Here is a 23984-nt window from a genome sequence, read left to right as displayed (position 1 = left end):
CAGACAAGGAGTTGGCGCGGGTGCTTACCCTCACCGGACATCGACTGGATCAGGCACATTGGTGCCCCTCTCCCAATTTCAACGATCGTCCCGACCCCGACGATATCTCCCTTCTGGTGATCCACAACATCAGCTTACCCCCGGGGCAGTTCGGTGGCCCCTGGATTCCGGCGCTTTTCAACAACGCGCTGGACCCGGATGCGCACCCCTATTTTCGGGAAATCCATGAACTGCGGGTTTCCTCCCACTTCCTTATTCGTCGCGATGGCAGCCTGTTGCAGTTTGTTCCTTGTGACAAACGCGCCTGGCATGCGGGAGTGTCGCAGTTTGAACAGCGCGACAACTGCAATGATTACTCTATTGGGGTGGAGCTCGAAGGGGCGGATACGGTGCCCTATGAAGCCGCGCAGTATCGCTCGCTGGCCGCGCTCACCGTGTTGCTCCAGCAACACTATCCGGCGATCACCGACCCTCGCATCACTGGCCATGAGCATATCGCGCCCGGGCGCAAAACCGATCCGGGTCCGGCATTTCAATGGGCCCGTTACCGTGACGATCTGGTCCGTTTCAGGGAGGAAATGGCATGAAGTTTCTGGTGTTGATTCTGGTGCTGGGGTTGCGTCGTCTGGAGGTCAGTTGGCCTCAGTGGCTTACGCTGCGAAGCCGTCACCAGACATGGCTTCAGAGTCTGGGTAACCGGCTGGGGAATGGGCCCTTGCTGTATCTACTGGCGGTGTTGCTGCCGTCAGTGTTATTGGCGTTGCTGGGGTGTGCGTTACAGGGGTTCTGGGCGCAGTGGTTGTGGCTGTTGATGGCTCTGCTGGTGCTTGTCTGGTTAATGGGCGGGCAAAGTGAGTTTCGGCATGTGGATGAGCTTCTGGTGCGTGGACGCATGAATGACCCGGAAGGGTTCGCTGCCTTGGCCAGTGAAGAATTTGGTGTGACAGGCGATCCCACCGAGATTGCCTATCAAGAGCAATTATCCGAGCGTGCCCTGGCGCGTGAATTTCGTGTCTTTGCGGTGATCTTCTGGTTGATGGTGCTGGGTTTGCCCGGGGCCTTTCTGTGGGTGATGAATCAGGCCTGGTTGCAACGGGTTGGGGTGGAGTCCTCTGCGATCGCGACCCTGCATCGCTGGATGAGCTGGCCAGTGCAACGTTTACTGGTGCTTAGCATGGCGCTGGCGGGGGATTTCGCCGCTGTCATGGATAGCATGCGGCATCGCTGGTTTTCTCTGGCCAATAGCGACGAGGCTGCTGCCAGCCTGCTGCTGGATGCTGCCCGGGCCGCATCGGATCTCAGTCCCATTGACGAACAGAGTTCATTGCTTGAGCGCATGCAGCCGATGGAAGAATTACAGGGCCTGGTGTTGCGCTGTGTGGCGATCTGGTTGATCGCCTGCGCGCTCTGGGTATTGCTGGCCTGACTTTGGTCGCATGGTGCAGCAGTGACGCTCGCGCTAGTCTAACGCCATGAAAACTGATGCTTTTCGTCATTTGACCCGCCGGTCACCCCGGCTAGTATAAATGACAACGAGTGATCCGCTCGGCCCAGACACCCTTGGGTTTTTTTGCGGTTTTGCAGTGATCCTGCAAGGCCGCCTGGCTACGCGAAAAAGGACGCACGCCCATGCAGAAACGCAGTTTTTTTGATGATATGGATCCCGCTGAAACACGGGAATGGCTGGACGCACTGGAATCAGTGGTCGAGCGGGAAGGCCCGGAACGGGCTGCCTGGCTTCTCGATGTCATTGCCAACGAAGCCCAGGAACAGGGCATCCACCGTACCCATCTCAACACCCCCTACCTGAACACCATTTCCCCGCAAGACGAAGCCTCCATTCCCGGTGATGTATTCATGGAACGCCGTATCCGTTCCCTGGTGCGCTGGAATGCGCTTGCCATGGTGATGCGGGCAAACATGAACAACGACGATGAACTGGGTGGCCATATTGCCTCCTTCGCTTCGTCGGCCACCCTGTATGACGTGGGGTTCAACCATTTCTTCCGGGCCCCCAGCGATGAAAACGAAGGGGACCTGGTGTTCTTTCAGGGTCACTCGGCGCCGGGCGTGTATGCGCGGGCCTATCTGGAAGGGCGTATCAGCGAAGAGCAACTGGATAATTTCCGTCGCGAAGTGGACGGGCAGGGTCTGTCGTCTTACCCGCACCCGTGGCTGATGCCGGATTTCTGGCAATTCCCCACCGTGTCCATGGGGCTGGGGCCGATCCAGGCCATCTATCAGGCCCACATCATGAAGTACCTGCAGAACCGGGAGCTGATCCAGAAGGACAACCGCAAGGTGTGGGCCTTCATGGGCGATGGCGAGATGGACGAGCCGGAATCCCTCGGTGCGCTGGCTTTGGCCGGCCGCGAGAAGCTGGATAACCTGGTGTTTGTGGTCAACTGTAACCTGCAGCGTCTGGATGGCCCGGTACGGGGTAACGGCAAGATCATTCAGGAACTGGAAGGCGTGTTCCGGGGTGCAGGCTGGAATGTGATCAAGGTGGTCTGGGGGCGTTTGTGGGATCCCCTGCTTGAAAAAGATAACCAGGGCTTGCTGCGCCGCCGTATGGAAGAGTGCGTGGATGGCGAGTATCAGGCCTACAAGAAGAACGGCGGCGCCTACACCCGCGAGCATTTCTTCGGCGCTTATCCGGAGCTGAAGGAGTTGGTGGCGCACATGTCCGACGAGGACATCTATCGCCTCAACCGTGGTGGCCATGACCCGTTCAAGGTGTACGCGGCTTACCATGAGGCCACCAAACACACCGGGCGTCCCACCGTGATTCTGGCCAAGACCGTAAAAGGCTATGCCACCGGTGCTGGTGAGGCGGTGAACAAGACCCACCAGATGAAGAAGCTGGATCTGGAAAGTCTCAAGGAATTCCGCGACCGGTTCGACATGCCTTTTACCGACGAGCAACTCAAGGACGTGCCTTACTACCGGCCGGATCCTGAGTCAGCGGAACTGCGCTACATGAATGAACAGCGCAACAAGCTCGGTGGATACATGCCAGTGCGTCGTCAGCAGGCCAGTCAGGCGCTGACTATTCCGGGCCTTGATGTGTTTGCCAGTTTTCTGGAAGGCAGTGGTGATCGCGAAATCTCCACCACCATGGCCTTCGTGCGCATGATGAGTGCGCTGATCAAGGACAAGCAGATTGGCGACCGGGTGGTGCCGATTGTGCCCGATGAGGCCCGCACCTTCGGGATGGAAGGGCTGTTCCGTCAGCTGGGCATCTATTCTTCCGGCGGTCAGAAGTACGAGCCGGAAGATGCTGGCCAGGTGATGTATTACCGCGAAGACAAAAAGGGTCGCATCCTGGAAGAGGGCATCAACGAAGCGGGGGCCATGTCCGGCTGGCTGGCAGCGGCCACCAGCTACAGCGTGCACAACTTTGCCCTGATTCCGTTCTACATCTACTACTCCATGTTCGGCTTCCAGCGTATCGGCGATCTGGCTTGGGCGGCAGGTGACAGCCAGGCCCGAGGCTTCCTGCTGGGTGCCACCGCTGGCCGTACCACGCTCAACGGCGAAGGCCTCCAGCATCAGGATGGCCACAGCCATATTCTGGCGGGCACCATCCCCAACTGCGTCAGCTACGATCCGACCTACAGCTACGAGCTGGCGGTGATCCTGCACGATGGCCTCAAGCGCATGTACGAAGACAACGAAAAAGTCTTCTACTACCTGACACTGATGAACGAGAACTACGTGCATGGCGCCATGCCGGAAGGGGCCCAAGAAGGCATCCGCCGCGGCATGTACCTGCTGCGCGAAGGCAAGGGCAAGACCAAGAGGTCGCCACGGGTTCAGCTGCTGGGCAGCGGTACTATCCTGCGTGAAGTGGAGGCCGCCGCTGAGCTGCTGCGCGAGGACTTCGGCATCGCCGCGGACGTGTGGAGCGTCACCAGCTTCAATGAGCTGCGTCGTGAAGGTATCCAGAAAGACCGTGACGAGCTGCTCCATCCGGACAGCGAGCGCGAGCAGAACTGGGTCGAGAAATGCCTGGATGGCCGCGAAGGCCCGGTGATCGCATCGACCGATTACATGCGCAGCTTTGCCGACCAGATTCGTCCCTGGGTGAAATCCCCTTACTCCGTGTTGGGCACCGACGGCTTCGGTCGCAGTGACTCGCGCCAGAAGTTGCGTCACTTCTTTGAGGTGGACCGTCACTTCGTGGTGCTGGCGGCGCTGAACGCGCTGCGCAAGGAAGGCAAGGTGGATGCCGCCACAGTGAAGCAGGCCATCGAACAATATGGCATCGACACGGATAAACCCTATCCGGTGATGCATTGATCGCACCTCAAGACAATCTCACTAAAAGGAGACTGGTGTGAGTGAGAAGATTCAGGTTCCCGATGTGGGCAGCAGTGATCCTGTTGACGTCATCGAGATCAGCGTAAAAGTCGGCGATACCATCGCCGCGGAAGATACCATTGTGGTACTGGAATCCGACAAGGCCACAGTGGAAGTCCCGGCTCCGAAAGCCGGCAAGGTCACTGCCATCAACGTGAAGGTGGGGGACCGGGTCAAGGAAGGGGATGACCTGCTGGAGGTCGAGGCCGATTCAGGGGCGGATGACAACGCCCCGTCGCAGGAAGAAGCAACAACTGACACGCCAACCGAGCAGGAAACCGCGCCTCAGCCAGAGGCTGAGCAGGCACCAGCCAAGTCAGCCAGCGGCACGGAATCGCGCACGGAAACCGTGACGGTGCCGGACCTGGGTGATATCGATGGTGCCGAGATCATCGAAGTGAGTGTGGCGGCAGGGGATGTGCTGGAGGCCGAGCAGGTGATCGCGGTGCTGGAGTCCGACAAGGCATCGCTGGAAATCCCGGCGCCCCAGGCGGGCACCGTGGAGTCCGTGATCATCAAGGTGGGTGACAAGGTCAGTACCGGTGATCCCTTGCTGACGCTGGCGGTATCCGGTGGTGATGCGGCGCCCAACGCGACAGAAAACACCGCAACGTCGTCTGCTTCTGTATCGCAGACCAGTGCCTCCGATAAACAGGAACAGAACAAGCAGGAGCAGGCCAAACCCGCGCAGACCTCCACCGCTATTCCCGCAGCGGCAAACTCTCCCGGCAAGGCAGTTCATGCCGGGCCGGCGGTGCGCAAGCTGGCCCGGGAAATGGGCGTGGATCTGGGGCAGGTGACCGGAACCGGTCCCAAGGATCGTATCCTCAAAGAGGATGTGCATGCCTGGGTGAAACAGCGCCTGGAATCACAGAGCGCGCCGGCAACCGGCAGTGGTGGAGTGTCGCTGGATCTGCCGGAGATCGATTTCAGTCAGTTTGGGGATGTCGAGCGCGAAGAGCTGAACAAATTGCGTAAGGTGTCTGCCCAGAACCTGCATCGTTCCTGGTTGACCATTCCCCATGTGACCCAGCATGACAATGCGGATATCACTGACCTGGAAGCCTTCCGCAAGCAGCAGAACAAGGCGCTGGAACGGGAAGGCGTCAAGCTCACCATGCTGGCGTTCCTGGTGGCCGCTTGTGCCAAGGCGCTGAAGGAGTTTCCACGCTTCAATAGTTCACTTGAGAACAGTGGCGAAGCCCTGATTCACAAGCACTACATCAACATCGGTATTGCGGTGGATACCCCCAATGGTTTGGTGGTGCCGGTGATCAAGGAAGCGGACAAGAAAACCCTCAAAGAAATCGCCCTGGAAATGGGCGAGCTGGCGGAGAAGGCGCGCAATCGCAAACTCACCCCGGCGGACATGAAGGGAGGTACGTTCAGTATCTCGTCGCTGGGCGGTATTGGTGGCACGGCGTTTACGCCCATTGTGAACTGGCCGGAAGTGGCCATCCTCGGGGTGAGCCGTTCGGATATGCAACCGGTGTGGGATGGCAATCAGTTTGTCCCGCGGCTGACCTTGCCGTTGAGTTTGTCCTATGACCACCGTGTCATTGATGGGGCAGATGCGGCACGGTTTACCACCTATCTGAGCCAGTTGTTGTCAGATATGCGGCGGGTGTTGTTGTAGGGGTGCGCCCAGAACGAAGAAAGCCGGCAAGCGCCGGCTTTCTTCGTTCTGGGCTGGTCTGACGTTGGATGACAAACCCGTCACTTCAAATTGATCCTCAAAGCTTTTCAGGCTTTAGCATCAAACGTCCGACTTCAGACGTCCGACCACACCCTGTTACTCGCCGCGCTTCTCTCGTTTCTCCTTGCGCTTGTCCTTGCGATCCTCCATCCGCTCTTTACGCTTCTCTTTCATCTCTGCCATTTTTTCCTGCTGTTCGGGGGTCAGGATAGCGTTGATCTTTTCCTGGGTCTCATCGTGCAAGGCTTTCATTTTTTCACCCTGCTCATCGAACACGGCTTGTAGTTGCGTACTTTGCGCTTCGCTCAGATCCAGCTTCTTGGTCATGTGCTCAACCATGCGTTCGCCACCCCGGTGATCCGGGCCATAAGCAAACGCGGTGCCAGTGATAGCGAAAACAGCAACAGCAACGATAGCGATCTTTTTCATGGTGCTCTCCTTCTGGACATGAGTCCCTGTGTTTTGATGGAGTCAGTATCACTGTAAAGATTGCAAGGAATATGCAGGGAATGTGGAAGAGCAGTTGAAAGTTTAAACGCGGATCAGGGCAGCAGGTTGTGAGCCGCTGTGCCTGCGTGTCCCAGTAATGGCGCGGGGAACAGCGTTCCATTTCAGGAAGGCCCCAGATGGCGCTTTTCAACTTTGAAAATTAAACTTTTCACTCAAGGCGTTTCCAGCCGGTAGCCGACGCCGTAAACACTGCCGATCCAGTCGTGGGCATCCGGGCTGCCGTCACTGAGTTTACGGCGCAGTTTGCGGATGTGGCTGTCGATGGTGCGGTCGGATACCACGCGATGATCATTGTAGATTTCATCCATCAACTGGTCCCGGGACCAGATACGGCCGGGGTGGCGTGCCAGGGTGTTGAGCAATGCAAATTCGATGGCGGTAAGGGCGATGGACTGGCCGGCAATGCGCGCTTCAAAACGGTCGTCATCCAGCACCAGTGCGGGTTGTGCTTCTTCTGCCGGTTGCGGGTTGGCGCGGCGCAGCACGGCTTTCACCCGGGCTACTACCTCACGGGGGCTGAAGGGTTTGCAGATATAGTCGTCGGCACCCAATTCCAGTCCCAGCAGCCGGTCCACTTCATCCACCCGTGCGGTAATCATCAGGATGGGAACCTGGCTGTGCTGGCGGATGGATTTGCACACGTCCATGCCATCGCCATCGGGCAGCATCAGATCAAGCAGAATGGCATCAAAGCCACCGTCCCGTGCCAGTGCCATGGCGGTTTGAGCACTGTCGGTCTGCTCGGTGTCGTAGCGGGCGTGTTGCAGGTAGTCGGCCACCAGCTGGGACAGGCGAGGTTCGTCTTCCACGATCAGGATACGGCTCATACGGACTCTCCCGGCAGGGTCAGGGTAATGCGTACACCGCCCAGGGGGCTGTGTTCAGCGCGGATACTGCCACCGTGGGCTTCGGCAATACGCTGGCAGATGGCCAGCCCCAGCCCGGCCCCGCCAGTGCGTCGGTTGCGCGAGCTTTCGACCCGGTAGAGGTGATCAAACAGATGGGGAAGGGAGGCGTCCGGGACGCCGGGGGCGCTGTCTTCCAGAACCAGGGTCCACTGTTTGCCGGTGCAATCCAGGCTGACACGCAGTTGACCACCGTCGTGGGTGTATTTGAGGCTGTTCTGCAGCAGGTTATCCAGCAGCTGGCGAATGCGTACCGGGTCCATCAATAGCCAGGCGGACTCCGGTAGCCAGCGGTCGACGATGAATTGCTTCTGGTCGAACAGGTGGCGATAGCTGTCCAGCACGTCGTGAGTCAGTTGCGCCAGATCTTCCTCAACCAGCTGGTAGCGCAGGTTGCCGCCATCTGCCAGCGCCAGGTCGTGGAGATCATTCACCAGATGGGTGAGCTGTCGCGTTTCGGTTTCCAGCGCCTTGATGGCATCGAGCGTCAGTGGGCGAATGCCGTCGCTGAGGGCTTCCAGTTCCCCTTGCAGAATGGCCAGCGGGGTGCGCAGCTCGTGGGCAATGTCAGAGAACCAGCGCTGGCGGGCTTGCTGCCCTTGCTCAAGGCGCAGGGACAGCTGGTCGAGCTGGTGCCCCAGACGGCCCAGTTCGTCGCGCCGTGGGCTGTTCAGGCGGCCGCTGTAATCGCCTTCCTGCAGGGCACGGGTGTGGTGGGTCAGGGCCAGAATCGGGGCGACCAGGTGACGGGCCAGCAACCAGGAGACCAACAGCGAGAGTACGACACCCTCCGCGAGCATCCACAAGACAAACCGCAGTTGGCGCTCCAGAAAGCGGTCGTCCAGCTTGTCACGAATGGCCTCCTGATTGGGGTAGGTGAGATAGCCGGCCAGTTGATTGTTTGCCAGAATCGGAACTTCTACCCGGAGTCGTGGTGGGGCAGGCGGGCCCATTAACAGCTCTTTGTCGGTATCGAGCAGCTGCAAGTGGCGGTGATCATCATTTTTGCCGCGGTGACGGTCTTCGTCACCCGCCAGGCGATACAGACGTTTCAGGCGGCGGGGTTCTTCGAGCAGAAAATTCCAGCTGCCGGTTTGTTGGTACAGGGAGCCAAGGTGCTCGGCGAGACGTTCCACCTGTTCCTGCTGACGTTCGTCCAGGTAAGTGTTGAGGCTGCGGACAAATGACAGGTAATAAAACCCACTGGCCGCCAGGATCAGGACCAGAAAGGTGCCAAGAAAAATCAGGAACAACTTGTTGCGAATGCCCATGGCGACAGTTCAACGGTTTTGGAACACCCAGTGTACCGCGCCGCTGTGGGCGGGGGAGCATTTGCACAATGTTTTCATAAAGCGAGCGGAGCATAGCGACGAGCTATGCTCGATTGGATAGAAAAACCAAATTCGTTCCCGGTTTTCAGAAGAACGGAAAAGCCTTCCAACTCGTCCCTATCCCTTCGGTTGCCACAGGGTTTCGGGATGTTCGTGCCGCAGGTTGATCAGCCGTGCCATGACAAACAAAAGATCGGAGAGGCGGTTGACCAGTGCCTGACTCACCGGGTTTACGGCATCCTCATCGGTATCATGCAGGGAAACCAGGACGCGCTCGACCCGTCGGGCGACGGTGCGGCAGTGGTGACACCAGGCCGCATCGGGATGGCCACCTGGCAGGACAAACTCCTTCAGGGGCGGGAGTTCGGCATTGATCATGTCGGCCTGGGACTCCACTTCCACCAGGTCGTGGTCATCAATCACAGCGCGTCCGGGCACGGCCAGTTCTCCACCGATATCAAACAACCGTTGCTGAATGCCATCGAGCGCCCTGTCCAGGTCGGCATCCAGTGAGCGCGCACGGAGTACCCCAAGGGCACTGTTGAGTTCGTCCAGTTCGCCCAGAGCATGAATGCGCGGGTGTGCCTTGCTGACGCGGGAACCGTCCGCGAGTCCGGTATCGCCTTTGTCGCCGGTTCGGGTAATGACGCGATTGATACGGGTTTTTTCAGTCATACAAGCATCCTTTCCTGGGGCTCGATGTGGGAGCTTGCCTGCAAGCGATGGAGCCGCAAGCTTCACGCTACAAGCTGCAACACGGGAAAGCCAGGGGCTGGAACCTTGGACGCCGCGCCCGTGCACAATTTCTAAGCCCGCGGGCAGGGCGTTTACGTTGCGATGAGCTTATTTCGCGTTGCCGCTTGTAGCTTGGAGCTTGAGGCTGTCCTTAAAGTTCGAACCCGACCGCGATACGGTAATGGCGCTCCGGCAAGGGATACAGGGTGGCGCTGTTGGTTGTGGCGTTGTAGTTCCCGTAATCCGCGACCTGATGGTTCTCGAGGTTGTAGGCGCCGGCGCGCAGGTAAAGTCCGCGGTAGCGGGCGGTCAGCTGCAGGTCCGTGGTGCGATAGTGTTCCAGTTTCGTGTACTGGTTGGCCAGATCGCCGTCGTAATGACGGTCGCCCACATAGCGGTGGCTGAGCTGCGCAGACAGCCAGCGCAGCGCTTGCCAGTCGGCGATCAGCGCCATCGTGTGCTCGGGCACCAGCGGGACATCGTTGCCACTGTATTGGCCACCATCAAAACGGGCCTGTTGGGCACTGGCGTTGGCGGTGAACGTCAGGTCCTTGTCGACCTGCCAGCGGGAATTGATGCTGATGCCTTTGTGGACGGTGGGGTCGTCCAGGTTGCGATTGGTGAACGTGGCCGGGTCAAACAGGATTTCATTGTCGATCTCGCTGCGCCACAGGGTCAGGGTCGAATACTGGAATCCCTGAGACCAGCTGGCGCCGACGGTATAGGTTTTGCCGGTTTGGGGATCCACTGGCGGGTTGAAGGGCGACAGTTCATCCAGGTTGGCAATGCGCACGCTGCGCTGCGCGCCGGCGAACAGGGCCAGATTGCCGGTGAAGGTGTATCGCAGGCCGCCTTCATACATCTCGCCGTCCTGGTCCTTGTTGGCCCCTTCACCGCTGAGTGTGCTGTCCAGCTTGCGGGCACCGGCACTGATGGAAAATTTCGGGGTGAGGCTGATCAGGTCGTGGATATACCAGGCACGCTGGGACTGTTCCAGATCCCGGTTTCCGAAGCTGGTAATGCTGCGGTAGTCATATTCATAAAGATCGACACCCAGGGTCCAGTTATGCACTGCGCTGCCGGTGGCGCTCTGGCCTTCCAGCTTGGGGGTGACACTGTAACTGTCTACCCGGGTGTCACCGAAGCTGCTGCTGGAGACATAGTCGAAATCCTGGTGTTGGCGTCGACGGCTGACATCCAGGGTCAGGGCGCTCTGGTCCCCCAGGGCAATACGGATTCCCGGCATCAGCCAGTAGTTGTCCTGCTCGGCTTCATCCAGGGGGGTGCTGGTGCCTTGCGGGTCGTCGCGGAATTGGTTCTGGCTCGCATCGATGGTACGGCCACCGGGGAGCCCCAATGATTGTTGTTCACCGGTGGCGGTAAAGTAGGCTTGGAAGCCCTCTCCCTGATAACGCAAATCGCCGAAGACACTGTGATTGCGGGTGTCGTTATTGTCCCGATAGCCGTCGCTGATCAGGCTTTGAGAGGCCAGTGCGCCACTGATTCTGTCGCGTTTCCCGGTGGCATGGAACTGTCCTCCCAGTGCGTTATAGCTGCCACTGCTCACTTCCAGTCCGGCGCTTTGTTCGTATCGCTGCCGGGTGACGATGTTGATGGTGCCACCTGTAGCGCCATTGCCGTACAGGGCGGCACCGGCGCCGGGAAGGATTTCGATACGCTCAATGGCCGCAAGAGGGATGCCGGTCAGGTTTGGCGAGCCAAGATCGATGCCGCTGAGGCGCCGGCCGTTGAGCAGAATCAGGGTGTTCTGGTTGCCGGTAGCGCCAAAGCCCAGCAAGTCCAGGCTGGCGCCGCTGCCATTGATGCCGTACAGCTGGCTGGCTTGCAGGCCGCCCACCGTGTCGAGGATCTCACTCAGGTCGCTGGCAGGCAGGCTGTTGAGGGTGTGACGGTCGAGGATCACTGCGCCAACAGGCAATTCCCGCGCCAGACTGGTGCTGGTGGCACCACTGACCTTGACGGTCTGGAGTTCATTGGCGGCCAGAAGTTGACCAGAAGCAAGCAGGCTGACAGCCACAACAAGAGAACGCTGCATCGGGATTCCACGACAGATGACAGAAGTAGGCGAACAATGCTGGCTACGATGGCGAAAAACGCGGCTCAATGCCAGTGCAGAAGGGTAAAAAGTAGCAGGGTAAAAAACCTGGGTCGGGTGACCGTCGTCACTGGCCGCGCGTGAGTGACGCAATGATCGCCAAGTGTGCCGGCACGGCGATGCCAAGCCTGTTGGCTTGTGTTACCAGCCAGCCATTGATGGCTTCGATCTCGGTAGGCGCGCCACGCTGTCGATCAGCCCGCATGGAGGAGGTGTTGCCCGCCGTGGCTTGCGCGACGGCTAGCACATTGTCCAGGGAATGCCCCGGCCAGTCCGGGTTCAGGGCTTGCAGTACCCGATCCGCTTCCTGGCAAAGGCGTGTAGCAGCGTCTCGCAGGGCTGGGTCGCTGACAATATGGCCATTGGGCACATCGTGGAGCGCGGTGAGCGGGTTGATGACTGCGTTGGCCACCAGCTTTTTCCACTGCGGTTCGCGGATATCGTCACACCATTGAAGATCTGGCCAGTGCGGGGTCAGGCTGGCAAACCAGTCGGGTTGTGGGCCGTTGCCCCCCATCCAGGTGGTGTTTTCGGCAATGATCTCATGGTCGGGATGCTGGCCCTTGACGGCACTGGTGGAGACGGCTTCTACCACCTGCCCGGAAGGTAACAGCTCATCCAGGGCTCCCAGCCCGTTTTGCAGTCGCAGCACCTGTGTCTCCTCGTTTATCCAGGGCAACAAGGGGCTTAACGAGGATCGCGTGTAGGGGGTTTTAACCGCCACCAGCAAATGCCTCACAGGGCCTGTAATAGCTTCAGGGGCTAGGGTGGGCAGTTGCAGGGCAAGCTCCGGGTTACCGGCGCGATGGAGTTGTTTTTTCAGGTCTGAGGACGCGCCGGAGCGGACGACAGTGACGCCATGACCGGCCCGGGTCAGGTACCAGGCGGCCAGGGTGCCCATATTGCCAGCGCCCAGCAAAAACCAGTGTGGGAGAGAGGATGTCATGGCCGCATGGTATGCCAGCGACCAGTGAAAGTCAGGCGCTGGCAGAGACGGCCACGATCCGTTTGCCGGACAGGGACTGGTCCAGTTCGGCACTGGCCTGGTCGAACATCTGCTCGGCACTGGTCCCGCCCTCGGTGGCGGTGAGGGCCATGCTGACCTGCAGGCTGATAAAACCGGCGGCGGTCTGGTAGGCACGATGGTTCAGATTTTCATACAGACGACGGAAACCAGAGGGGTCGCAGTTATCCAGATGGGGTTGCCAGGTGACCAGGGCAAAGAGGTCGGGTTGCAGGCGACATAGATGATCCAGCGGCCGTACCGCCTGACGGAGGCGACGACTGAAGGCGAGTACTCCCTGTTGCATGACCTTTTGACCGCGCTCACGTAGCAACGATTCGTAGCCTTCCACGCGCAGCAGGATCAGGCAGGCCGCGCCACTGCGTTTCTCTGCCTGCTTGATGGTGCTGTTGAGTGCGCGAAGGCCGTCCTGGCGGTTGCCGAAACCGGTGAGCGGATCAAGCAGAGCCTGACGTTTGAGCTGCCGATTGAACGACAGCATACGCTGGTAGTCGGTTTGCACGCGGTTATGGCGCTGGATAATCCGGTCGGCGGCCATGACCCGGTGCTGCAGTTGTTCGGTCATGGCGGATTTGGAGACAAAGTCGTCTACGCCCTGATCAAATGCCTGTTGGAGGGCGTCCACCCCTTCACGGGCGGTGAGCAGTAGCACATAGGTATAACGATTGTTGGCTTCGTCGCTCTGGCGAATGCGGCGGGTGAGTTCCAGACCGTCCATGCCGGGCATCAGCCAGTCTGCCACAACCAGGTCTGCGGGCTGCCCGGCGAGCTGGCCAAGAGCGTCCTGGGCGCTATGGGCATGACGAATACGGGTATAACCCGCGGCGGCCAGGGTGCGATTGACGACGGCTGCTGAAAAACGAGCATCGTCTACCACCAGAATATCCATTTCCGACACGTTCATTGGCGTTCTTGTTGTTTTTTGTAAACGTCAACTATAGCCGGTTTGTGAATTGATTGAAAATTATACTGTGACCCTGTTGGGATCGTCGCCGCGACTCAGTTCCGGAAGGTGGGGTGGCGCTGAATCAGGTAGATCAGTCCCAGCACTGGCACCCCCATCAGGCTGGCCAGTATGAAAAAGCCCGGGTAGCCCAGGTTGTCCACCATACTACCGGAATAGCCGCCGATGGTTTTCGGCAGCAGCGTCATCAGTGAGCTGAAAATGGCGTACTGCACGGCGGTAAAGGAGACATTGGTGAGTTGTGAGAGGAATGCCACAAAGGCGGCGCTGGCCAGCCCGGCGGTCAGATTGTCCGCGGAAATGACCGCATACAGAATTCGGATGTCATGGCCAGCATAGGCTAGCCACAGAAACAGCAGGTTGGTCGCCACGGTCAGAACGGCGCCCAGGTACAATACCTTGATCACGCCGTGGCGCATTGCCAGCAAACCGCCCAGAAAGCCCCCGGCAATGGTCATGAACAGGCCGAAGGTTTTCACCACCGCTGCGATTTCGGTTTTGGTAAAACCGATATCTTCAAAAAAGACATTGGAAATCACCCCCAGCACAATGTCGGATACCCGGTAAAACCCCACAAATACCAGCAGGAGCAATGCAAGGCGGGAGCCGTATCGCTGGAAGAAATCGAGTACCGGTTCAACGTAGCTCTCGTGCACCAGTTGCTTTTCGTAGAGCGGGGTCAGCCCGAGTAGACGAATCACCACGAACACCACCCCTATGGCGACTGCCAGGCGCAGGCTTTCTACTGCCAGACCGGCCAGGGCGCCGTTGTTCAGCACCAGTTCCAGGGCCTCCCGGGCATTGGCTGAGATGCCGCGGGTGAGCACATAGGTAGCGACAAAGGCGAGGATGCCCGCGACGAAAATGCTCAGAAACTTCAGGTACTGGCCGCTGCTGTATTGATACGGTGACGGGCGGGGGTTGGCCGGCTCGCGAATGATCAGGGTGGTGACTGCGCCTACCAGCATGGTCAGGGCCATGACGCCATAGGTGGTCTGCCAGGCGGCGTAGCTATAAGCCTCGCTGGTGGAGCCCAGCACGCTGGCCAGCACCAGTGATCCCGCGCCGGAGGTGAGCATGCCGATCCGGTACCCGGCGATATAGGACGACGACATCAATGCCTGCATCTCGGCGCCGGCGGATTCGATGCGGTATGCATCAATCACGATGTCCTGGGTGGCAGCAGTGAACCCGAGCATCACCACGGCGAATGCCATCAGGTTCAATGCCCCGGGTTGGGTGGGGTCTACCAGGGAGATGCCAAAAATCGACAGGGCAACGGTAAGCTGCGCGATCAGCAGCCAGGCCCGCCGGCGCCCCAGCCATTGGGTGAGGCCGGGGACCGGCAAGCGGTCAATCAGCGGTGCCCACAGGAACTTGAAGGAGTAGGCAAGCGCGGCCCAGCTGAAGTACGTCACGGTGGAGCGATCCACACCGGCTTCGCGCAGCCATAACGACAGGGACGAAAAGATCAGCAGTAAGGGAATTCCTGCCGAGAACCCGTAGAAGAACATGGTGACAACACGGGGATGCAGGAAGGCTTTCAGGGAATCCTGCCAGCTGGAGGCTTGTGATGGCATGTCAGATTAACGGGCTCTTCCAGTGGGCGAAGGGATCATCATAGACACTTTGTCAGCGGGGAGCGATGCGGGTTCAATCGTTCCAGGTGACAAAAAAGCGATTGGGGACCTTGCCGCCCGTTACTGCCACTTTCTCGTCCAGCAAGCGCTGGATCTGTCTCTCCCCTGCAGGTGTGCCGGCCAGGGCAATGCGGCCATCACCGCGCAGTACCCGGTGCCAGGGCAGGCGCGAGTCGCTGGGCAATTGGCTCATCAATCGCCCAACAAAGCGGGCATGGCGGGGAAAGCCGGCCTGTCTGGCCACAGCGCCATAACTGCTGACCCGGCCGGCCGGGATGGCGGCGACAATCTGGTAGACGGCGTCTCGGAATTCATTGTTCATGGGGAAAGCTTCAAGCCACAAGCAGCAAGCTGCAAGAGAAAACATACGGTTCATTGCGTATTAGCGGGGAGGGGCTGGAGCGTCGGTTATTCGCTCCGCTCACCCTTCGGGCGTTCCTTCGCTGCGCTCTGTGATCTCTGTGGTGAGACAGGTTTTGATCCTGGTCTTGGAATCGCGCCGCGAGCGACGCTCCTACGGAAAGGGGGGAGGATTAAATCGGGCTTTTCGCTGAAACCCGCGATCAACCCAAAAAAGCCGCGCTCCTTTCAGAACGCGGCTTTTAGCGTGTTGCCTGCGTGACGCGTGCCAGCGGCTTAACGCAGCCCGCCGTCCATATCGATGCAGCGACCGGTGAAGTAGTCGGTTTCGAAGATGAAGGCCACGGAGCGGGCAATATGCTCGGCTTCACCCAGGCGACGCAGGGGGACCGCTTGTACCAGACGATCACGGGCTTCCGGCTTCATGGCGGCCAGCATGTCAGTGTTGATGGTGCCCGGGGCAACGGCACCGGTACGGATGTTGTAGCGGGCCAGTTCTTTTGCCCAGACTTCAGCCATGGCTGCAACGGCGGATTTGGCGGCAGAGTAGTTGCTCTGGCCGAAGCTGCCGTGTCGGGCCAGCGAGGAGATGTTCACGATCACGCCTTCCTCGGTACCCAGTTCCAGCATTTTGGCTGCGGCTTCACGACCACACAGGAAAACACCCGTCAGGTTGACGTCGATCACGGCCTGCCACTGTTGCAGGCTCATCTTGCCAACCACTTCGCCGTCCTTGTACTTCACCAGCAGACCGTCACGGGTGATGCCCGCGTTGTTGACCAGACCGTGCAGGGCACCAAAGTCATTACCCACGTTGTTGAACAGGGTTTCAACTTCTTCTTCCTTTGCCACGTTGGCAATGTAGGCACGGGCTTCGCCGCCAGCGGCTTCACAGGCTGCCACGGTGGCGTCCAGGTCTTCCTGGTTCAGGTCCACACAGGCGATGCGGGCGCCCTTGCTGGCGAAGTAGCTGGCAATACCACGGCCCAGACCGCGGCCGGCACCGGTGACAACAATGACTTTCTGGTTCAGATCCATGGTGATTCCTTAGACTGTCGGTTCACGTTGAGGGCGATTATGGGAGTGGCCTCGGGCAAGACCAATGACCGGATTGCTCAGTGGGGCTGGAAAACCGGGAAAGCGGCAGGGCTGCCAATCGCTGCTATTATCAAAACAGCACGCCAGGAAGGTGGTGCGGCAGCCGAGACAAGGAGAGGAAAGCATGCAATTGGAAGCCGACGCCCAGTCGTTCATGTATCAGCATAGCCATGCGGCACTGGCCACGGTGGATGCCGGGCTGCATCCGCTAAGCACGGCGGTCAATACGGTGCCGGACCAGGAAGGACGCTTGATTGTGCTGCTCAGTGACTTGGCGGAGCATACCGCCAATATTCGCCAGAACGCGGCCGTTTCGCTGATGTGGGTCGAGCAGCAACATAGTGACTGGCAGGCGGCGACGCGGTTATCTGTCACGGGGGAGTTGGTGCTGATCCCGGCAGAGCAGGGGGAGCGCTACTTGCAGATTTTCCCCCATGCCCGCGACTACCTGGCGCTGGACTTTCGCTTCTATGCCTTGCGTCCGGAAAAAGCACGCTGGATCCCGGGCTTTGCACGTGCCGAGTGGCTCAATTGCGATGCGGTTGCCCAGCCATGGGGCTGGGACCTGGCCCGGGAGCAGGCCATGGTCGGGCATATGAATGATGATCACAGCGACGCCGTGGATCATTATCTCAGCCTGTTGGGCCAGCCGGGAGAGGGCGCAAGGATGTTGGCCATTGATCCCTGGGGGGCCTGGCTGTGGCATCAGGAGCGCCTGCGCCGCCTACCCTTTCCTGCCCGGGCGGAGGATGCCGGGCAGGTCCGTGAAACCCTGGTGATGCTGGCGCGTACACGACCGGAAGATTTTTTCCTCGCGCGCCCTTGAAAGCCGACCCCCAACCCCCATTCCTCTGCCCTGCAGACAGTCAGCAGCAAGCGCCTGTTTCCTGTTGACTGTACTGTCATCATTACTATGATTGGCACTCGACTCGTTAGAGTGCTAATTCGGACTGCCAAGCCGGCCCTGTCGTTGGCTTGGATGTCATCAGAACTAAACTGGGAGTTTAAGGAAAATGAACATCCGTCCTTTGCATGATCGCGTGCTGGTTCGCCGTGAAGAAGAAGAAACCAAGTCCGCTGGCGGTATTGTGCTGCCCGGTTCTGCCACCGAGAAGCCGTCCCGTGGTGAGGTGATCGCCGCCGGTAATGGCAAGATCGCCGACAACGGTGACGTACGTCCGCTGGACGTGAAGAAGGGTGACAAGGTGATCTTCGGTCAGTACGCCGGTAACACCGTGAAGGTGGAAGGCGAAGAGCTGCTGATCATGAGCGAATCCGAGATTCTGGCCGTCATCGAAGGCTAAGGGCTGGGCGCTGATGCCCGGTACCACAGGATCAAGAACACTACAGTCCCCCGTTATCGGGGATGGAAAAGATTTCGCAGAGGTAAAGAACAATGGCTAAAGAAGTACTGTTTCGTGATGACGCCCGTGCCCGTATGGCCAAAGGGGTCAACATTCTGGCTGACGCTGTAAAAGTTACCCTCGGCCCGAAAGGTCGTAACGTGGTGCTGGAAAAATCCTTCGGCGCGCCCACCATCACCAAAGATGGTGTGTCCGTGGCCAAGGAAATCGAGCTGGAAGACAAGTTCGAAAACATGGGTGCCCAGATGGTGAAGGAAGTGGCGTCCAAGGCGAACGACGAAGCCGGCGACGGTACCACCACTGCCACCGTACTGGCCCAGGCCATCGTCAACGAAGGCCTCAAGTCTGTTGCCGCAGGCATGAACCCGATGGACCTCAAGCGTGGTATCGACAAGGCGGTAGACGCGGTTGTCGGTGAGCTGAAGAAGCTGTCCACTCCCTGTGACAGCACCAAGAGCATCGAGCAGGTCGGCACCATTTCTGCCAACTCGGACAAGTCTGTAGGCGAAATCATTGCCCAGGCCATGGAAAAAGTAGGTCAGGAAGGTGTGATCACCGTTGAAGAAGGCCAGTCCCTGCAAAACGAACTGGAAGTGGTAGAAGGTATGCAGTTCGATCGCGGCTACCTGAGCCCTTACTTCATCAACAACCAGGAAAAAATGCAGGTTGAACTGGAGTCCCCGTACATCCTGTTGGTTGACAAGAAAATCTCCAACATTCGCGAACTGCTGCCGGTTCTCGAAAACGTGGCCAAGCAGGGCAAGCCACTGATGATCATCGCCGAAGATATCGAAGGCGAAGCGCTGGCGACCCTGGTAGTGAACAACATGCGTGGCATCATCAAGTGTGCGGCGGTGAAGGCGCCGGGCTTCGGTGATCGTCGCAAGGCCATGCTGCAGGATATCGCTATCCTGACCGGTGGCACCGTGATCAGCGAAGAAGTGGGTCTGAGCCTGGAAAACGTTTCCCTTGAAGACCTGGGTACTGCCAAGAAAGTGAACATCGACAAGGAAAACACCACCATTGTTGATGGCGCAGGTCAGCAGGCGGACATCGATGCCCGCGTTGAGCAGATCCGTCGCGAAGTGGAAAACTCTTCCTCTGATTACGACAAGGAAAAACTGCAAGAGCGCGTGGCCAAGCTGGCCGGCGGTGTTGCCGTGATCAAGATCGGTGCTGCCACCGAAGTGGAAATGAAAGAGAAGAAAGCCCGCGTTGACGACGCCCTGCACGCGACCCGTGCTGCGGTGGAAGAAGGTGTGGTACCCGGCGGTGGTGTGGCTCTGGTGCGCGCTCTGGCCAACATGGGTGACATCGAGGGTGAAAACGAAGAGCAGAATGCCGGTATCGCCATTGCGATTCGAGCCCTGCAAGCGCCGCTGCGTCAAATCGCTTTCAACGCCGGTGCGGAAGCATCCGTGATCGTTCAGGAAGTGCGCAACGGTTCTGGCAACTATGGCTACAATGCCGCCACCGGCGAGTACGGTGACATGTTGGAAATGGGTATCCTGGATCCCGCCAAGGTAACCCGTACCGCGCTGCAGGCAGCGGCTTCCATCGCTGGCCTGATGATCACCACCGAAGCCATGGTGGCTGACAAGCCGGAAGAAAACGCCGGGGCCGGCGCCCCGGATATGGGCGGCATGGGTGGTATGGGCGGCATGGGCGGCATGATGTAAATCAGCCGGTCATTCGACCCCTTAAAAACAAAGGCCCCGCTTCGTGCGGGGCTTTTGCTTTTAAGGGCAGCTCACAGGCGCGAAGCGATCGTTGGTGGCGCGGCTGGAACGTCTGCCGTGTGGCAACGATCAAGGCTCGTGTTGTAGCGAGTCGCTTGTCGCTTGTGGCTTAATGTCCCTTCACGTTTTGCCGGACTCCCCATGCAACCCAGAGACACAAAACTTCGTCCCCAATTCGTCGCCTTTATGGCGGTGCTGGCGGTGCTGGGTGTGGGGCATGAGTGGGCGAACCCCTGGCTGGAATTTGATCGTGCTGCGATAGAGCAGGGCCAGGTGTGGCGGATTGTGACCTGCCATCTGGTGCACTTGAATGTCTGGCACTTGCTGTTGAATCTGGCCGGGTTGCTCTTGTGCGGTGTGTTTTTTGCGGACTTGCTGGACCGCTGGCGTTTCTGGAGCTGGCTGGGGTTCTGCAGCCTTGTGGCAGGTTTGGCTCTGTATGGCCTGGATAGCCAGCTGCGTTATTACGTCGGCTTGTCCGGTATTCTTCACGGCTTGTTGGTGCTGTGCCTGTTGCTGGGCTGGCGGGGCAATCCGTGGTTGCATTCTTTGGTTCTGTTGATCATTGCCGGGCGTTTGTTCAGCGAGCATAACCCGGGCTATGACATCAATTATCTGCACAACTGGATTGATGGCAGTGTGTATGTCAATGCCCATCTCTATGGGGCCGTGTCCGGTCTGATGTTGTGGGGGCTGCTATGGGGAAAAGCGTGTGTTGCCAGACAAAAAGAACAACAACGACAGTGATAGTAGTCAGACGTCCCAACGGGGGGGAATAGGGGGCTATCTGTTCGGCGGGATTTTCCTTTTCGCCGGGCTGGCAGTGATGGTTTATGTGGCGGTGTTGCCCGGGGTTCGCTACCTGCAATCAGGGTTCTGGGAACGGGTGCCTGCTACGGTGTTAAGCAGTGAGCTGCTCACCAGTCGCTCTGACGGCTCTACGACCTATTCAGTGAGCGGATCCTACCGCTATCGTTATCTGGGGCGTACTTACACCAGTACCAGGATCAGCCAGTACAGTGGCTACGACAACTTCGATGATTATTGGCAAACCCTATCGGGCCAGCTTAATCATGCCCGCTCGCGCAATCGTACGGTAATGGCCTGGGTGAATCCGTCTGATCCGGCACAGGCCTACCTGGATCGCTCCTTTCGCTGGAGCTCGCTGCTGTTCGGTCTGACGTTTGGCGGCGTTTTTGCGCTGGTCGGTGGCGGTATCATTTTTTTGATGCGTCGTGGCGTGAAAGAAAAAGCACAGACTCAGGCCACTGGCCGCTATGGCAGCCGGGAAAAATCCGGTCATTGGCTGATGATCGGCTTCGGCGCCATTTTCATCCTGTTGCCTTCCCCTGCGTACCTGCAAATCTGGAAAGAGGTCAGCCGCGGGGATTATGCCATTGTGCTGGTGTTGTTGTTCCCCATGGTGGGGGGCGGGATTGCGTTGGCCGGTTGGAAAATGCGCCAGAACTTCCGTCACTTCGGGCCAACGCCTCTGGTGCTGGACCCCGAGCCGGGCCACGCTGGTGGTCAGGTTGGCGGGCAAGTGCATCTGGGGCGTGCCCTTCCCGACCAGGCAGCGTTGACCATCTGGCTGAGTTGCGTGCGTTGTTACTACAGCGGTTCGGGCAAGGATCGCAAGACCCGTGAGGACGTGCTTTGGCAGACCCGTCAGCGGGCCTGGTGTCGGCCTGCCCAGCACGGCACTGATATTCAGTTCTGTTTTGATGTGCCTGCCGATCAACCAGTGACCCGTGATCGCGAGCGCAGTGTGACCGGCAGGCAGGACTGGATTCGCTGGCGAGTGGCCATTGAAGGGGATGTGGAGGGGCGCGAGCTCAAACGTAGCTGGGAAATACCGGTAGCGGCGGGCAGTAGTTCCAGCCGTTACCAGTTGCCGGAAGCCCATGTGGACGCTGACGAACGGGACCGCGAATTACAGGCACTGCAGTCTGCCAATGAGCAGATTCGGGTGGAACAGACCGGGCAGGGTTTGTATCTGGAAAGTCGGGCCTGGCGCCATCTCCCCATGAAGCTGGGTTTGCTGGTCTTTGGCGGCATTTTTGCCGGTGTGGGCACTGGCCTGCTCGTGGCGGCGGCGTCGGAGGGGATCATGCTTTACTTTATGGGGGGCATATTTGCGCTGATCGGCTATCTGATTGTGTTTAGCACGCTCTTTACGCTGGGGCGCAGCCTCCAGGTGTGGGTCCGGGGCAGTGAGGTGAAAATCGTTCGTCGCTGGCTGGGCCTGCCCCTCTATCGCCGAGAGGGACGGTTGCTCCGGGCAGAGCAGATCAGCCTTCATGCCGGCATGAGCAGCACCAGCGAAGGACGCAAGACGGAGTATCTGAGTCTGCAGGCCCAGGTAGACGGCAAGACCCTGCGGTTGGCTGAGGGTATCAAGGGGCGCGAGGTTGCGGAGGCCCTGCGCGAAGCCGTGTTGAGAGCCCTGCGACTGGTGTAGACTAAACACCATTACTGACGCCACAGACGCCTGGCTTGGGCCAGCAGCAAGTTGCAACGCTTCCGCGTGGCCGACCTTTATTGTGCGAGAGACCACCATGAGCAAAGATCGCCTGATCGTGTTTGATACTACCCTCCGTGACGGAGAGCAGAGCCCTGGTGCTACCATGGACCAGGACGAAAAGCTGCGCATTGCCAAAGCGCTGGAACGCATGAAGGTGGATGTCATCGAGGCCGGTTTCGCGATTGCCAGTCAGGGTGACTTTCATTCGGTCAAGGCCATTGCCGATACCATTCGCGAGTCCACTATCTGCTCCCTGGCGCGGGCCAAGGAAGCCGACATCGACCGCGCAGCCGAAGCGCTGGCCGGGGCCGAGTCCGGGCGGATTCATACTTTCATTGCCACCAGCCCGATCCACATGCAGCACAAGCTGCGGTTGGCGCCGGATCAGGTCATTGAACATGCGGTAGCCGCGGTGAAACATGCGCGCAACCATATGGCCGATGTGGAATTCTCCTGTGAGGATGCCGGCCGTTCGGAAATCGATTTTCTGTGCCGTATCATCGAAGCAGTGATTGACGCCGGGGCCCGCACCATCAATATCCCGGACACCGTGGGTTACGCGATTCCGGAACAGTTTGGTGACACCATTGCGCAGTTGCTCACCCGTATTCCGAATGCGGACAAGGCAATTTTCTCTGTGCATTGTCACAACGACCTGGGGCTGGCGGTAGCCAATTCCCTGGCTGCGGTCCAGGCCGGTGCGCGTCAGGTGGAATGCACCATCAACGGCCTCGGGGAGCGGGCGGGCAACGCCTCTCTGGAAGAGATTGTGATGGCGGTGCGCACCCGTCAGGATCTGTTCAACGTGGACACGGGTATCAATGCCCGCGAGATCGTGCCGACCTCCAAAATGGTGTCCCAGATTACCGGTTTTCCGGTGCAGCCCAACAAGGCCATCGTTGGCGCCAATGCCTTTGCCCATGAATCGGGTATTCACCAGGATGGCGTACTCAAACACCGCGAAACCTACGAAATCATGTCGGCTGAGGACGTGGGTTGGCACACCAACCGCATGGTGCTGGGCAAGCATTCCGGCCGTGCCGCGTTCCGGGCGCGCCTGGACGAGCTGGGTATCAGCTTTGCCTCCGAAGCGGCCATGAACGAAGCCTTCCAGCGTTTCAAGGATCTCGCAGACAAGAAACACGAAGTCTTCGACGAGGACCTGCAGGCATTGGTCAGCGATACCAAAAAGGCAGCAGAAGAAGAGCATTACAAGCTGGTGCTGCTGGAGGCGACGGCGCGTACCGGTGAAACTCCGGAAGCACGTGTAGTGCTGAACATCGCCGGCCAGGAAACCATGGCCACGGCCACTGGAGCTGGCCCCGTAGACGCGGCCTTCAAGGCCATCGAATCCATGGCGCAAAGCCACAGTACCCTGCAGCTGTACTCGGTCAACGCCATCACCGCCGGAACCGACAGCCAGGGTGAGGTGACCGTGCGTCTTGAAAAAGGAGGGCGTATCGTGAACGGTCATGGTGCCGACACCGATATCATCACCGCGTCCGCCAAGGCCTACCTGAATGCCCTGAATCATTTTGCCGCGGGTCTCGAGCGTGCTCACCCTCAAGCCGCGGACGGCGTATGAATGTCCCTGGCGTGATAGTGGGGGTGCGTCA

Annotated in this window: 20 protein-coding genes; 10 read left to right on the top strand and 10 right to left on the bottom strand. The window is 59.1% G+C overall.

Annotation, left to right across the window (positions count from 1 at the left end; all coding sequences use genetic code 11):
- Positions 1 to 20: 20 nt before the first annotated feature.
- From ampD to aceF, 4 genes are all read left to right on the top strand, one after another.
- Entirely contained in the window at positions 21 to 587 is a 567-nt protein-coding gene (ampD, locus tag D4A39_RS13250) for a 1,6-anhydro-N-acetylmuramyl-L-alanine amidase AmpD (protein ID WP_022985012.1), read from the top strand.
- The gene (locus D4A39_RS13245) at positions 584 to 1426 is read left to right on the top strand and encodes a hypothetical protein (RefSeq protein WP_119918337.1); all 843 of its coding nucleotides are present in this window, start codon (positions 584 to 586) and stop codon (positions 1424 to 1426) included. The genes ampD and D4A39_RS13245 overlap by 4 nt, the downstream gene beginning before the upstream one ends.
- 203 nt (positions 1427 to 1629) lie before the next feature.
- Positions 1630 to 4302: a pyruvate dehydrogenase (acetyl-transferring), homodimeric type gene (aceE, locus tag D4A39_RS13240; protein ID WP_022986109.1), complete on the top strand. Its 2673-nt coding sequence runs from the start codon at positions 1630 to 1632 to the stop codon at positions 4300 to 4302.
- Between the two features lie 37 nt (positions 4303 to 4339).
- The gene (gene aceF / locus D4A39_RS13235) at positions 4340 to 5998 is read left to right on the top strand and encodes a dihydrolipoyllysine-residue acetyltransferase (protein WP_022986108.1); all 1659 of its coding nucleotides are present in this window, start codon (positions 4340 to 4342) and stop codon (positions 5996 to 5998) included.
- A gap of 156 nt (positions 5999 to 6154) precedes the next feature.
- On the opposite strand, the gene D4A39_RS13230 is transcribed toward aceF, so the two are convergent.
- The 10 genes from D4A39_RS13230 to D4A39_RS13185 all read right to left on the bottom strand — a co-directional run bounded on the left by D4A39_RS13230 (position 6155) and on the right by D4A39_RS13185 (position 16681).
- Entirely contained in the window at positions 6155 to 6487 is a 333-nt protein-coding gene (locus D4A39_RS13230; RefSeq protein ID WP_022986250.1) for a Spy/CpxP family protein refolding chaperone, read from the bottom strand.
- Positions 6488 to 6720: 233 nt separating this feature from the next.
- On the bottom strand, positions 6721 to 7395 hold the full coding sequence (locus D4A39_RS13225; protein WP_022986251.1) for a response regulator: 675 nt from the start codon (positions 7393 to 7395) through the stop codon (positions 6721 to 6723).
- Entirely contained in the window at positions 7392 to 8744 is a 1353-nt protein-coding gene (locus D4A39_RS13220; protein WP_119918335.1) for an ATP-binding protein, read from the bottom strand. The genes D4A39_RS13225 and D4A39_RS13220 overlap by 4 nt, the downstream gene beginning before the upstream one ends.
- A 177-nt stretch (positions 8745 to 8921) precedes the next feature.
- Positions 8922 to 9479, bottom strand: coding sequence for a cob(I)yrinic acid a,c-diamide adenosyltransferase (locus tag D4A39_RS13215; RefSeq protein ID WP_022986253.1), 558 nt, complete (start codon positions 9477 to 9479; stop codon positions 8922 to 8924).
- A 211-nt stretch (positions 9480 to 9690) separates the two neighbouring features.
- Positions 9691 to 11595, bottom strand: coding sequence for a TonB-dependent receptor plug domain-containing protein (locus tag D4A39_RS13210; RefSeq protein WP_119918333.1), 1905 nt, complete (start codon positions 11593 to 11595; stop codon positions 9691 to 9693).
- A gap of 127 nt (positions 11596 to 11722) precedes the next feature.
- A complete protein-coding gene (locus D4A39_RS13205; protein ID WP_119918331.1) occupies positions 11723 to 12601 on the bottom strand; it encodes a ketopantoate reductase family protein in 879 nt (292 codons plus the stop codon).
- Between the two features lie 31 nt (positions 12602 to 12632).
- A complete protein-coding gene (locus D4A39_RS13200; protein ID WP_022986256.1) occupies positions 12633 to 13583 on the bottom strand; it encodes a GGDEF domain-containing response regulator in 951 nt (316 codons plus the stop codon).
- Positions 13584 to 13678: 95 nt separating this feature from the next.
- Positions 13679 to 15223, bottom strand: a complete 1545-nt coding sequence (locus D4A39_RS13195) for an AmpG family muropeptide MFS transporter (RefSeq protein WP_022986257.1) — start codon at positions 15221 to 15223, stop codon at positions 13679 to 13681.
- A gap of 73 nt (positions 15224 to 15296) precedes the next feature.
- Positions 15297 to 15605 (bottom strand): MGMT family protein, encoded by a 309-nt coding sequence (locus D4A39_RS13190; RefSeq protein WP_022986258.1) that lies wholly within the window; start codon positions 15603 to 15605, stop codon positions 15297 to 15299.
- 314 nt (positions 15606 to 15919) lie between these two features.
- Positions 15920 to 16681: an SDR family oxidoreductase gene (locus tag D4A39_RS13185; RefSeq protein WP_022986259.1), complete on the bottom strand. Its 762-nt coding sequence runs from the start codon at positions 16679 to 16681 to the stop codon at positions 15920 to 15922.
- 184 nt (positions 16682 to 16865) lie between these two features.
- On the opposite strand from D4A39_RS13185, the gene D4A39_RS13180 reads away from it, so the two are divergent.
- The 6 genes from D4A39_RS13180 (at position 16866) to D4A39_RS13155 (ending at position 23953) form a co-directional block, all read left to right on the top strand.
- Positions 16866 to 17567: a HugZ family pyridoxamine 5'-phosphate oxidase gene (locus D4A39_RS13180; protein WP_022986260.1), complete on the top strand. Its 702-nt coding sequence runs from the start codon at positions 16866 to 16868 to the stop codon at positions 17565 to 17567.
- A 187-nt stretch (positions 17568 to 17754) separates the two neighbouring features.
- Entirely contained in the window at positions 17755 to 18045 is a 291-nt protein-coding gene (locus D4A39_RS13175; RefSeq protein ID WP_022986261.1) for a co-chaperone GroES, read from the top strand.
- Between the two features lie 92 nt (positions 18046 to 18137).
- A complete protein-coding gene (gene groL, locus D4A39_RS13170; RefSeq protein ID WP_119918329.1) occupies positions 18138 to 19784 on the top strand; it encodes a chaperonin GroEL in 1647 nt (548 codons plus the stop codon).
- A 201-nt stretch (positions 19785 to 19985) separates the two neighbouring features.
- A complete protein-coding gene (gene rrtA, locus D4A39_RS13165) occupies positions 19986 to 20591 on the top strand; it encodes a rhombosortase (protein WP_035482493.1) in 606 nt (201 codons plus the stop codon).
- The gene (locus tag D4A39_RS13160; protein WP_233552485.1) at positions 20557 to 22305 is read left to right on the top strand and encodes a DUF3592 domain-containing protein; all 1749 of its coding nucleotides are present in this window, start codon (positions 20557 to 20559) and stop codon (positions 22303 to 22305) included. Before rrtA ends, D4A39_RS13160 begins: the two co-directional genes overlap by 35 nt.
- A 97-nt stretch (positions 22306 to 22402) precedes the next feature.
- Positions 22403 to 23953, top strand: a complete 1551-nt coding sequence (locus D4A39_RS13155) for a 2-isopropylmalate synthase (RefSeq protein ID WP_022986266.1) — start codon at positions 22403 to 22405, stop codon at positions 23951 to 23953.
- Positions 23954 to 23984 lie beyond the last annotated feature (31 nt).

Origin of the sequence: Alcanivorax profundi (genome assembly GCF_003597125.1) — a bacterium.
GTDB lineage: Bacteria > Pseudomonadota > Gammaproteobacteria > Pseudomonadales > Alcanivoracaceae > Alcanivorax > Alcanivorax profundi.
Note: the sequence above shows the minus strand (reverse complement) of the source record. Positions and strands in the feature narration are given on the sequence as shown.

Coding starts and splice junctions, on each gene's coding strand:
- D4A39_RS13245 (WP_119918337.1), top strand. CDS start 584: ATGAAGTTTCTGGTGTTGATTCTGGTGCTGGGGTTGCGTCGTCTGGAG.
- aceE (WP_022986109.1), top strand. CDS start 1,630: ATGCAGAAACGCAGTTTTTTTGATGATATGGATCCCGCTGAAACACGG.
- D4A39_RS13230 (WP_022986250.1), bottom strand. CDS start 6,487: ATGAAAAAGATCGCTATCGTTGCTGTTGCTGTTTTCGCTATCACTGGC.
- D4A39_RS13225 (WP_022986251.1), bottom strand. CDS start 7,395: ATGAGCCGTATCCTGATCGTGGAAGACGAACCTCGCCTGTCCCAGCTG.
- D4A39_RS13220 (WP_119918335.1), bottom strand. CDS start 8,744: ATGGGCATTCGCAACAAGTTGTTCCTGATTTTTCTTGGCACCTTTCTG.
- D4A39_RS13215 (WP_022986253.1), bottom strand. CDS start 9,479: ATGACTGAAAAAACCCGTATCAATCGCGTCATTACCCGAACCGGCGAC.
- D4A39_RS13210 (WP_119918333.1), bottom strand. CDS start 11,595: ATGCAGCGTTCTCTTGTTGTGGCTGTCAGCCTGCTTGCTTCTGGTCAA.
- D4A39_RS13205 (WP_119918331.1), bottom strand. CDS start 12,601: ATGACATCCTCTCTCCCACACTGGTTTTTGCTGGGCGCTGGCAATATG.
- D4A39_RS13200 (WP_022986256.1), bottom strand. CDS start 13,583: ATGAACGTGTCGGAAATGGATATTCTGGTGGTAGACGATGCTCGTTTT.
- D4A39_RS13195 (WP_022986257.1), bottom strand. CDS start 15,223: ATGCCATCACAAGCCTCCAGCTGGCAGGATTCCCTGAAAGCCTTCCTG.
- D4A39_RS13190 (WP_022986258.1), bottom strand. CDS start 15,605: ATGAACAATGAATTCCGAGACGCCGTCTACCAGATTGTCGCCGCCATC.
- D4A39_RS13185 (WP_022986259.1), bottom strand. CDS start 16,681: ATGGATCTGAACCAGAAAGTCATTGTTGTCACCGGTGCCGGCCGCGGT.
- D4A39_RS13180 (WP_022986260.1), top strand. CDS start 16,866: ATGCAATTGGAAGCCGACGCCCAGTCGTTCATGTATCAGCATAGCCAT.
- D4A39_RS13175 (WP_022986261.1), top strand. CDS start 17,755: ATGAACATCCGTCCTTTGCATGATCGCGTGCTGGTTCGCCGTGAAGAA.
- groL (WP_119918329.1), top strand. CDS start 18,138: ATGGCTAAAGAAGTACTGTTTCGTGATGACGCCCGTGCCCGTATGGCC.
- rrtA (WP_035482493.1), top strand. CDS start 19,986: ATGCAACCCAGAGACACAAAACTTCGTCCCCAATTCGTCGCCTTTATG.
- D4A39_RS13155 (WP_022986266.1), top strand. CDS start 22,403: ATGAGCAAAGATCGCCTGATCGTGTTTGATACTACCCTCCGTGACGGA.